General features: G+C 32.4%; 9 protein-coding genes. 6 read left to right on the plus strand and 3 right to left on the minus strand.

All coding sequences use genetic code 11. The annotated features are described in order from the left end of the window. Window positions 1–74: 74 nt before the first annotated feature. The gene (gene fahA, locus L0U72_RS10710; protein WP_233899173.1) at window positions 75–1364 is read right to left on the minus strand and encodes a fumarylacetoacetase; all 1290 of its coding nucleotides are present in this window, start codon (window positions 1362–1364) and stop codon (window positions 75–77) included. A 319-nt stretch (window positions 1365–1683) separates the two neighbouring features. Between fahA and glyA the strand changes: the two genes are divergently transcribed. The 6 genes from glyA (at window position 1684) to L0U72_RS10740 (ending at window position 9051) form a co-directional block, all read left to right on the plus strand. After that, window positions 1684–2958, plus strand: coding sequence for a serine hydroxymethyltransferase (gene glyA, locus L0U72_RS10715; protein ID WP_233899175.1), 1275 nt, complete (start codon window positions 1684–1686; stop codon window positions 2956–2958). A 185-nt stretch (window positions 2959–3143) separates the two neighbouring features. Continuing rightward, on the plus strand, window positions 3144–4385 hold the full coding sequence (locus L0U72_RS10720) for a cation:proton antiporter (RefSeq protein WP_233897972.1): 1242 nt from the start codon (window positions 3144–3146) through the stop codon (window positions 4383–4385). A 167-nt stretch (window positions 4386–4552) separates the two neighbouring features. Continuing rightward, window positions 4553–5104, plus strand: a complete 552-nt coding sequence (locus L0U72_RS10725) for a 1-acyl-sn-glycerol-3-phosphate acyltransferase (RefSeq protein WP_233899176.1) — start codon at window positions 4553–4555, stop codon at window positions 5102–5104. Window positions 5105–5181: 77 nt separating this feature from the next. Next, the gene (locus tag L0U72_RS10730) at window positions 5182–6519 is read left to right on the plus strand and encodes a DEAD/DEAH box helicase (RefSeq protein WP_233885631.1); all 1338 of its coding nucleotides are present in this window, start codon (window positions 5182–5184) and stop codon (window positions 6517–6519) included. A 325-nt stretch (window positions 6520–6844) separates the two neighbouring features. Continuing rightward, complete coding sequence (locus L0U72_RS10735; protein ID WP_101918266.1) at window positions 6845–7309, plus strand: cold-shock protein; 465 nt, start codon at window positions 6845–6847, stop codon at window positions 7307–7309. Window positions 7310–7515: 206 nt separating this feature from the next. Next, a complete protein-coding gene (locus L0U72_RS10740; RefSeq protein ID WP_233899178.1) occupies window positions 7516–9051 on the plus strand; it encodes an SDR family NAD(P)-dependent oxidoreductase in 1536 nt (511 codons plus the stop codon). 108 nt (window positions 9052–9159) lie between these two features. Here L0U72_RS10740 and L0U72_RS10745 read toward each other — a convergent pair whose 3' ends face one another. Continuing rightward, window positions 9160–9981, minus strand: coding sequence for a type 1 glutamine amidotransferase domain-containing protein (locus L0U72_RS10745; RefSeq protein WP_233899180.1), 822 nt, complete (start codon window positions 9979–9981; stop codon window positions 9160–9162). 16 nt (window positions 9982–9997) lie between these two features. Then, a complete protein-coding gene (locus tag L0U72_RS10750) occupies window positions 9998–11158 on the minus strand; it encodes an iron-containing alcohol dehydrogenase (protein ID WP_233899182.1) in 1161 nt (386 codons plus the stop codon). Between the last annotated feature and the right edge of the window lie 178 nt (window positions 11159–11336).

An 11336-nucleotide genomic window follows, 5' to 3' on the forward strand; every position in this document is an offset into this window, starting at 1 on the left:
TATTTTATAAAAAAAAGCCATTTCAAAACGAAATGGCTTTTTTTATTTTCATATTATTTATTTGATGATATAATCTAAATATCAAAAGCAGGCAATACTTTACCTGAACATTCACCAAAACCAACACGAACCTCATCATTTTGAGCATAACCACGCATAATAACAGTATCGTAATCGTTTATAAATTTTCGCTGTGAACCATCGTTTAATTGTATCGGGTTTTGACCTCGCCATGTTAATTCTAACATCGAACCAAAACTATCTTTGGTAGGTCCTGAAATTGTTCCTGAACCCATCATATCACCTGCATTTACAGGACAACCATTTACCGTATGATGCGCTAATTGTTGTGCCATTGTCCAATACATATATTTGAAATTCGAATTACAAACAACCGTTTCTTGCTTTCCTTCTGGTTGAATCGACATTTGTAAATTGATATCAAAACTATCCTTACTTTTTGCTTGTTTTTTAAGATATGGCAACGGTTCATGTACTTGCTTCGGATTATCAACTCTAAAAGGTGCTAACGCATCTAAAGTAACAATCCAAGGAGAAATAGTAGAGGCAAAGCTCTTTCCTAAAAAAGGTCCTAAAGGAACGTATTCCCAAGCCTGAATATCACGTGCCGACCAATCGTTAAACAAAACCAACCCGAAGATATATTCATCCGCTTCTTCAATAGAAATTCGATCGCCTAAATCATTAGCAACTGTCGTTATAAACGCCATTTCTAATTCAAAATCTAATAGTTTTGACGCCCCAAAATTAGGCGTTGTACTACCTTCTGATGGTTTTTGTTGTCCAACAGGACGACGCACAGGCGTTCCAGAAGGAATAATAGACGAACTTCTTCCATGATATCCAATAGGAATGTGCAACCAATTGGGCAATAACGCATTTTCAGGATCACGAAATAACGAACCAACATTGGTTGCGTGTTCTTTACTTGCATAAAAATCAGTATAATCGCCAACAGCCACGGGAAGTTGCATTTCAACATCTTCCATTCGGAAGATAATTTTGTCTTTATGTATCGGGTTATCACGTAGTTTTCCGTTGATAACATCAAAAATATCCGCGATTTTATTACGAACTAAACGCCATGTTTTACGACCATCAGCAATAAAATCATTTAAAGTATCTTGTAAAAAAATATCATCTGTTAAAGGAATATCTTCAAAATACCCTAACTGATGCAACGCTCCTAAATCAATGGCAAAATCACCAATTCTAGTACCGATAGTAATAATATCATCTTTAGTTAAAAAAACTCCAAATGGAATGTTTTGAATAGGGAAATCAGAAGCTTTATCAACAGGTAACCACGATTTTCTATTTGGATTATTTGCCGTTATTTTCATTGAAAAAAATTAAAAATTAATTGAAAGGTTTTATTTATATAATGTTATTTCTAGTTAACACTGCTCAAACCTACATCTTTTTTAAATTAAAACCAATATCAAAATCAATAAAAAATGAACACTAAAAGTTAAATTTATAAACTGACCTTATTTTCTAATGCTATTCTATAATCCTTATAAAAATATATTTTATATCGATAAAATAATAAAAAAACAATAAATCATGATAAATACTTAATTAACTAAACATTAAGTAAACATTCCATAATAAAATTATTACATTTGGTTTATTATATAACTAAACAAACGATGTAATAAGATGCAAAAAGATCATCAAATATTTGATTTAATTCAAGAAGAAAAAGAACGTCAGCTAAATGGTTTAGAACTCATTGCTTCAGAAAACTTTGTAAGCGAACAAGTTATGGAAGCACAAGGTTCTATTTTAACGAATAAATATGCAGAAGGATATCCTGGTAAACGTTATTACGGTGGATGTGAAGTCGTAGATATTGTAGAACAAATTGCCATTGATAGAGCAAAAGAATTATTTGGAGCCGAATACGTAAATGTACAACCTCACTCAGGTTCACAAGCAAATACCGCTGTTTTTGCAGCTTGTTTAAATCCTGGTGATACTATTTTAGGTTTTGATTTATCGCACGGAGGACATTTAACACACGGTTCTCCTGTAAATTTTTCAGGGAAATTATACAATCCAGTTTTTTATGGCGTAACCAAAGAAACAGGACAGATTGATTATAATCATTTAGCCGAACAAGCTAAAAAACACCAACCAAAATTAATTATCGCAGGAGCTTCAGCGTATTCTCGTGATATGGATTTTGCCAAATTCAGAGAAGTTGCCGATAGTGTAGGCGCTATTTTAATGGCTGATATTTCACATCCCGCAGGTTTAATTGCCAAAGGAATTTTATCAGATCCATTACCACATTGTCATATTGTTACCTCAACAACACATAAAACATTACGTGGTCCTCGTGGAGGAATTATCATGATTGGAAAAGATTTTGAAAATCCTTTTGGATTAACATTAAAATCAGGAAAATTAAAGAAAATGTCAACATTGATTAATTCTGCCGTTTTTCCTGGAAATCAAGGAGGACCTTTAGAACACGTTATCGCAGCCAAAGCAGTCGCTTTTGGAGAAGCTTTAACCGATGAATTTTTAGAATATCAACTGCAAGTAAAAGAAAATGCACAAGCAATGGCAAAAGCTTTTGTTAGTAGAGGATATGATCTTATTTCTGGAGGAACAGACAATCATTGTATGTTAATCGACCTAAGAAATAAAGATATTACTGGAAAAGATGCAGAAATCGCCTTAGGAAAAGCGGAAATTACCGTTAATAAAAATATGGTGCCTTTTGATACTCAAAGTCCATTTATAACTTCAGGGATTCGTATCGGAACACCTGCAATTACTACACGTGGATTGTTAGAAGAAGATATGGAAACAGTTGTCGATTTAATCGATCAAGCTATTAAAAATGCTAATAACGAAGAAAAATTAGCCGAAATCGGTGAAAAAGTAAACGACTTAATGCAACATCGTAGATTATTTATTATGTAATATTTTATAATTATCTATTTGATAAAAAGATTAATAAAAAGCACCTTTAATAAAAATTAAAGGTGCTTTTTTTGTCTGAATACATTAGTTTTGTTTCTGAAAATTTTTGAAGTATCTTTTTTATTATCATCAAAAATTTATCAAAAAAAAGAAACAAATAACTAAAAGAAAATTTAAAAAATAGTATGAATGATATTTATGTAATAGCCACCGTCCTGATTTTCCTGTCAGCAATATTTGGATATATTAATGTTCGATTTTTAAAACTCCCCAACACGATTGGCTTAATGATTTTAACCATCGTATTTACCTTAGCCGTGTTGTTGTTAAGCAATTTTGATCCAACCTTATTAAATTTTGAGAAATCAATTATTTCAAATATCGATTTTAAAACGTTGCTTTTAGATGAAATGCTAAGTTTCTTACTTTTCGCAGGAGCGTTACACACCAATTTTGACCAATTAAAAATACAACGAAGACCGATTTTATTATTTTCAACCTTAGGAGTTTTAACATCGACATTTCTAGTGGGAATCGGAATGTATTTTGGCTTACAGCTTATCAGTTTAGACGTTAGTTTTATCAATTGTTTGTTATTTGGAGCATTAATTTCACCAACCGATCCAATTGCGGTTTTAGGAATCTTAAAAAAAGCAGGAGTTCCTAAGAAATTAGAAACTAAAATTGTTGGAGAATCACTTTTTAATGATGGCGTAGGCGTTGTTATTTTCTTAACTATTTATAAAATTGCTGAATCAGGTATCGCAAATGTAAGTGCACTCGATGTGGCACAGCTTTTCGGACAGGAAGTAATAGGAGGAATCGGAATTGGGCTTGTTTTAGGTTGGGTTACCTACCGATTATTAAAATCTATTGATGATTTTGATATTGAAGTAATCATCACTTTAGCAACCGTTATGGGTGGAACTGTTTTATGTCATAAATTTCATTTATCAGCACCATTAGCGATGGTTACCGCAGGTTTAATTGTAGGAAACGACACCGTAAGAGCTCATTCAATGTCGGAAAATACCGAGAAATATGTTGATAAATTCTGGGAATTATTAGACATCTTATTAAACGCCGTTTTATTCGTATTGATAGGAATGGAAATGTTAGTGTTAGTAATTGAAGGGAAATTTATTTTAGCAGGTTTATTAGCAATTCCTATTTGTTTGATATGCCGTTATGCATCGTTATTTTTACCGATAAAAATATTTGAAAAGAAACTAGATTTCGTTAAAAATACTGATATCATCATGACTTGGGGAGGTTTACGAGGAGGGATTTCAATCGCTTTAGCCTTAGGATTATCAGCAAGTATGGAAAGAGAATTATTTTTAGTTGTTACCTATATCGTAGTGGTTTTTTCTATAATCGCACAGGGTTTAACTGTGGATAAATTAGTGAATAGATTAAAGGAGTAAATAAACAAAATTAAACAATCTATAAATTTAAAAAACCTCAACATTTTATACTGTTGAGGTTTTTTTGATTTTTGATGTAAATTTTGATGTAAACAGATTATCTAAAATAAAACTGTATTTTTGGCATCTTACTTATTAAAAAAATCTTTAAAAAGCTTGATAAAAATATGATATCAAAATTTATATTTACAAAAATTTTTGGTTGGAAATTTAACGGAGAATTTCCGAAAGAACTTAAAAAATATGTATTAATTGGCGCACCTCACACAAGCTGGAAAGATTTTTTAGTAGGATTGTTTTCGAAAAATAGTACGAATACAAAACTTAATTTTGTAGGAAAAAAAGCCTTATTTAAACCGCCATTTGGTTGGTTTTTTAAAGCATTAGGAGGGACTCCTATCGACAGAACAAAAAGTACTAACGTGGTAGATGCAATTATCGAAGTCTTTAATGCAAAAGAAGAATTTCGATTAGCAATATCACCAGAAGGAACAAGGCAATTTGTAGAGAAATGGAAAACAGGTTTTTATTATATCGCACAAGGGGCAAACGTGCCGATTGTAATGCTTGGTTTCGATTTCGAAAATAAAGAAGTAAAATTATCTAAACCCTTTTACACAACAGGCGATATAAAAGCAGATTTTGAGCATTTTTATCAATTTTATAAAAATATTAAAGGCGAAAATCCTGAATTATTCAATAATAAATCTTTTTTATAATTTCTGATAAAAAACTAAAATAAAAAGAAGTGTATTTCCTATAAAGTGTGATTATCTTTGCATAAAAATATATTTTTATGCCAAAACAATTTTCAGATTTAGGAATTAATCAACAATTACAACAGGGTTTAGTTGCTTTAAAAATTACCGTACCTACAGATGTACAAGAAAAAACAATCCCTGTTATTCTAAATCAAAAAGAAGATGTTGTTGTTTTAGCAAAAACAGGAACAGGAAAAACCGCTTCCTTCGGATTGCCTTTATTACAACATATTGATACCGAAAACACCAACATACAAACTTTAATTTTAGCGCCAACAAGAGAATTAGGACAGCAGATTCATGCAAATCTAGTATCTTTTGCTACAAATATGCCTGAAATAAGCATCGCTTCCGTATGTGGAGGGATTCCTATAAAACCTCAAATAGAACGCTTAAAAGAAACCACACATATTGTAGTGGCAACGCCAGGTCGTTTGGTCGATTTAGTAAAACGTGGTGCTATCAATATTAAAGAAATAAAGCAGTTGGTTTTAGATGAAGCTGACGAAATGGTAAGCGCTTTAAAAGAGGAGGTAGATACTATTATAAAAGAAATTCCAAATTCTAAAAATAGAAGAACATTCTTATTTACGGCAACGATGTCGGGAGTTATAAAACAATTGGTTCAAAATTATATGGCTAAAAATGTTGTAAATATCCAAGCAGATATGGCAACAGTTGGACATCAGGGAATCGAACATCAATATGTAGTGGTAAAACCTATTGAAAAATTAGAAGTATTACTTCATTTTCTAAATTCAAAAGAAGGAAAACGTGGAATCATCTTCTGTAAAACCAAAGCAGCCGTTAATAAATTAGCCAAAAATTTAGCAATTAATAAATTTTCATCAGGAGCTATTCACGGAAGTTTAACGCAAGGAATCCGTGATCGAATTATGGGGCAATTCAGAGAAGGATATATTGATATTTTAGTCGCTACCGATTTAGCCGCGCGTGGTATTGATGTCAAAGAAATTGAATATGTTGTTAATTATCATTTGCCAGATACCTATGAAGCGTATGTTCACCGAAGCGGAAGAACGGCAAGAGCAGGAGCAAAGGGACTTTCTTTGACTGTTTTACAAGAAGATGAGGTAAAAGATATTGCTGATTTTGAAAAAGAATTAGGGATTGTTTTTAAACCGTTTAAAAAAGCAGATGCACAAAGTATTGAAGAAAATAACGGCTTAATCTGGGCGAAAAAAATATTTAAAACAAAACCAAATAGAAATATTTCAGAAGATTTTAAATCAAAAGTAAAAACAATATTTCATCATCTAACAAAAGAAGAATTAGTCGATAAAATTTTAGCAAACTATTTAGCCGAATCGAACACAGTAACTCCTAAAAAAGAGCAAACTAAAAAAAGCTAAACGCCTAAAATAGTTTCTAATTATTATAAAAATTGATTATTCTATACTTAAATTAGACCGATTTAGTACTTTTTTTGCAATAAATGGTAAAAAAAAGCACAAAGATGCACTATATGTAAAAATATGGTAGCATCTTTGCAATAATTAGAGTATCATAGTTAGCGAACATCATCTAATTATGAATCTAATATCAAAAATAAATGCCCAAAAACACAAAAAAATAAACATATTTTAGCTATATTGGGGCTGTTGTAATTTCTTCAAAAAATAAATTATAACTTTATTCTAAAAAAACTAGTAGTATAATTCTATATTAATTAATCTTATGGCAAAATCTCAGCAATCATTTAACAAGAATGAAAAAGAGAAAAAGCGTTTAAAAAAACGTGAAGATAAAAGAAAGAAAATGGATGCTCGTAAAGCAGACATCAGAGAAAATGGTTCAACTGGAATTGAATTCGCATACACCGATGCGTATGGAAATTTATCTTCAACTCCTCCAGATCCAGACCAAAAACCAATCGTTATTAACGCTGAAGACATTCAAGTTAGCGTTCCTAAAACATTAGAAGGCGATAAAGAAGCATTTGATCCTATTAGAAAAGGAACTGTTTCGTTTTTTGATTCGTCTAAAGGATTTGGTTTTATTATCGATTCAGCAGATCAAGAAAAATATTTTACACACGTAAGTGGTATTATTGATCAAATTTCTGAAAATGACAAAGTAAGTTTCGAACTTGAAAAAGGAATGAAAGGAATGAATGCCGTAAAAGTAACTTTAGTTAAATAAGTTTAGACTTTTACAAATTCAATCAAAAACAAAAAAAGAGAAGAGATTGACCTATAAAAAGGTTACTCTCTTTTTTTGGTTTTAAACAAGGATACTTGCGCTAACGTTATCAAGCTATAAAGCCTTTTTTATGATAATACTTAAAAAACTCATTAAAAATTGATAATTTCGCGCCCAAATACAAAAAATTAAAAAAGTAGTTTGATATGAGTGAACAAAAATCAAGTGTAGATATAGCATCTTGTATCGCTACATTACAACATTTATTAGCAGATACAAATCAGCTTTTTGAATTGCCTGAAACACAAAGAGTAGCACTTTTTAAAGCTGCTGGGGAATTAACAAGACCCAACAGAGAAGAGTTTGAGCGTAGAAGAAAAGATGCCAAAAAAGCGGCAAAACGTAAAATGATTGCCAAAGATACACACGCTAGAAAATCAACAGGTATTCGTTCTGCAAGAGAATCGGCTTTGTTTGTTGCGCCTAAATTATTGGCTGCTGCGGATTTATCCGAAGATACTTTAGAATTAGAATCGCCAAGAAACTGCTACGTTTGTAAAACTGTTTATACAAAATTGCATCATTTTTATGATACGATGTGTAAAGATTGTGGTGATTTAAATTACGCAAAACGTTTTCAATTAACGGATTTAACAGATCAAGTAGCTGTTATTACAGGGTCTCGATTAAAAATTGGATATCATATAACATTAATGTTATTGCGTTCGGGAGCGAGAGTTGTTGCAACTACGCGTTTTCCTGCGGATTCAGCAATTCGTTTTTCTAAAGAAGAAGATTATAAAGATTGGAGCGACCGTTTACATATTCACGGGCTTGATTTACGTCATATTCCAAGTGTAGAGATTTTCTGTAATTATATAGAGCAAAAATACGATCGATTAGATATTTTAATCAATAATGCAGCACAAACCGTAAGAAGACCTTCAGGTTTTTACTTCCATTTAATGGAAAATGAAAAGCTTCCTGTTGATAAACTTCCGAAGTTAGCCCAAAAGTTATTAAAAGATCATGTTGGCTGTTTAGAAGAGTTATCAAGTTTAAGTGTTCCTACGGATAAAACAAGTAAAAATAATGTATTGCCTGTTACTTGGCACGGTCCTGAGCCTGGAATTGGCTTGCGTAATTCAGCAGCATTATCTCAAATCCCATACAGTTTTGATAATTCGTTACAAACTGCTGAGGTTTTTCCCGAAGGTGAATTAGATGCAGATTTACAACAAGTAGATTTAAGAAAAACCAATAGCTGGCGTTTGCGTTTAGGTGAAATTGAAACCACGGAAATGGTAGAAGTACAGCTAGTAAATGCTGTTGCACCGTTTGTTTTGTGTAATCGTTTGTCTAATTTAATGATGAAAGAAAACACGGGTAAAAAACATATTATTAATGTAACGGCAATGGAAGGAAAGTTCCATAGATTTAAAAAAGTAGATAGACATCCGCACACAAATATGGCAAAAGCGGCTTTAAATATGTTAACGCATACCTCAGCATCAACTTTTGCAAAATCGGGTATTTATATGAATGCCGTGGATACTGGTTGGGTTACTGATGAAGATCCTGCGGAATTATCAAAAAAGAAAGTAGAAACACACGATTTTCAACCGCCTTTAGATATTGTAGATGGTGCGGCACGTGTTATGGATCCGTTAATTGACGGTATAAATACAGGGAAACATTGGTCTGGTAAGTTCTTAAAAGATTATTTTCCTATTGATTGGTAGGCGATTATTCAAAATAAGATATTATATAAAATAAAAAAGGCTGTCATTTTAAATGACAGCCTTTTTGTTAAAAAAAATAAAAAAAGAGGGAAATATATGAAGGGATTATTATTTTAAACTTTCTAACAATTTATCAGCAACTAATTCAGAAGATGCTGGGTTTTGTCCTGTAATTAAATTACCATCTTGTATTGCGTAAGCATTCCAGTCGTCTTTTTTCGAATAGATACCACCATTTTTAGTTAACATATCTTCTACTAAAAAAGGAACAATATCGGTAAGCCCAACAGCTTCTTCTTCTGTATTGGTAAATCCTGTAACTTTTTTACCGTTTACTAAAGGAGTTCCATCTTCGTTTTTAACTTCTTTTAAAGCCGCAGGAGCATGACATACAAAAGCAATCGGTTTGTTTTGATTATTGAAATCTTCAATTAACGCTATCGAAGCAACATCTTCTGCTAAATCCCATAAAGGACCGTGTCCGCCAGGATAAAAAATAGCGTCAAAATCTTCTGCATCAATTGTTGATAATACTTTTGTATTTGCAATTTTAGTTTTTACAGCGTCATCGTTATTAAAACGTTCGGTTGCTTTTGTAGCAGCATCAGGAGAATCACTACTTGGGTCAATAGGAGCAGCACCTCCTTTTGGCGTTGCAATGGTAATTGTAGCACCTTTATCTAACAAAGTGTAATATGGAGAAGCAAATTCTTCTACCCAAAATCCTGTTTTTTTATCAGTATCTCCTAATTTATCGTGTGATGTTAAAACAAATAAGATGTTCATTTTTTTAGTTTTAGTGGTTGTTTTTTCTTCTGAAGAAATTGTTTCAGAATTATTGTTTTCCTTATTTTCTGTTTTACAGCTTGACGCCATAATCATTGCAGAAATCATTGTAAATACAATGGCTGCTTTTTGTAGTATTTTCATCTATCAAAAAAATAAATTAATACGCCATTTTTACGATCTCTTCAACGTTTTTAGGCGATAAAGATTGATGCTCTCCTAAACCTAACCAACCACGTTCTGTAAAGCGTTTTGCGATTATTTCAGCAGTTCCTTCGTAATCTTTCGTGTACTCTGATAATTTAGTGTCAATACCTAATTCATGGAAAAAAGTCACTGTTTTATCAATACCAGCTTGTGCTTTTTCATCCGTAGAACCTGTGGTAACATTCCAAACACGTTCGGCATATTGTGCTAATTTTTCTTTTTTAGCTTCAAAATTAAAGGCGTAATGGCTTGGTGCAATTATTGCCAAAGTACGCGCGTGATCAATACCAAATAAAGCCGTTAATTCATGTCCAATTCCATGTACTGCCCAATCGCCAGGAACACCTTGTTGAATTAATCCATTTAACGCCATCGTGCAACTCCACATATAATTTGCAGCGGCTTTGTAATCCGTAGGATCTTTTAAAACTTTTGGCGCAACTTCAATAATTGTTTGTAAAATGCTTTCTGCAAAACGATCTTGCAATAATCCACCTACAGGATAGGTCATATATTGTTCTAAAACGTGTGTAAAAGAATCGGCTAAACCATTGGCTAATTGACGTTGTGGAATAGAGGTAATTACTTGCGGATCTAACACTGAAAATTCAGGAAATAATCCAGGACCGCCCATCGCAAGTTTTTCTTTGGTTTCTCTTCGGGTAATTACTGCGCCAGAATTCATTTCAGAACCTGTTGCTGGCATTGTTAAAACTGTTCCAAAAGGCATTCCTTTTTCAGTTCTGATGTTATTGGTTAAAATATCCCAAGGAGTTTCGCCATCGTATAATGCAGCCGCTGATAAAAACTTCGTTCCATCAATAACAGAACCACCACCAACAGCTAATAAATACGTGATTTTTTCCTCTTTAATTACTTTTAAAGCGTCTAATAATAGCGAATATTCTGGATTTGCAGGAATCCCGCCAAACTCAACAACTTCAACAGTTTTTAAAGCTTCTTTTACTTGGTTGTAAACGCCATTTTTTTTGATACTTCCGCCACCAAAAAGAAGTAAGACTTTTGCATCTTTAGGAATTTCTGTTGTGATTTCTTTTATAGTATCTTTTCCAAAGATAATTTTGGTTGGATTTTTAAATTGAAAATTATTCATCTTTTAATTTTTTAGGGAAATTTTTTAGTTTTACTCAATTACGGTTACTAATTCATCCATCGGTTTTCTAACTTTTACTAAGTTTACTAGCCAATCTTCGTCTTCAGCTCTGTAACCTAGGGGAAGTAATACAGCAATTACTTCCCCTAGGTTACAGAGCTGAAGACGAAGATTGGCT

Source organism: Tenacibaculum piscium (genome assembly GCF_021390755.1).
In the GTDB taxonomy this organism is placed as follows: Bacteria; Bacteroidota; Bacteroidia; order Flavobacteriales; family Flavobacteriaceae; genus Polaribacter; species Polaribacter piscius.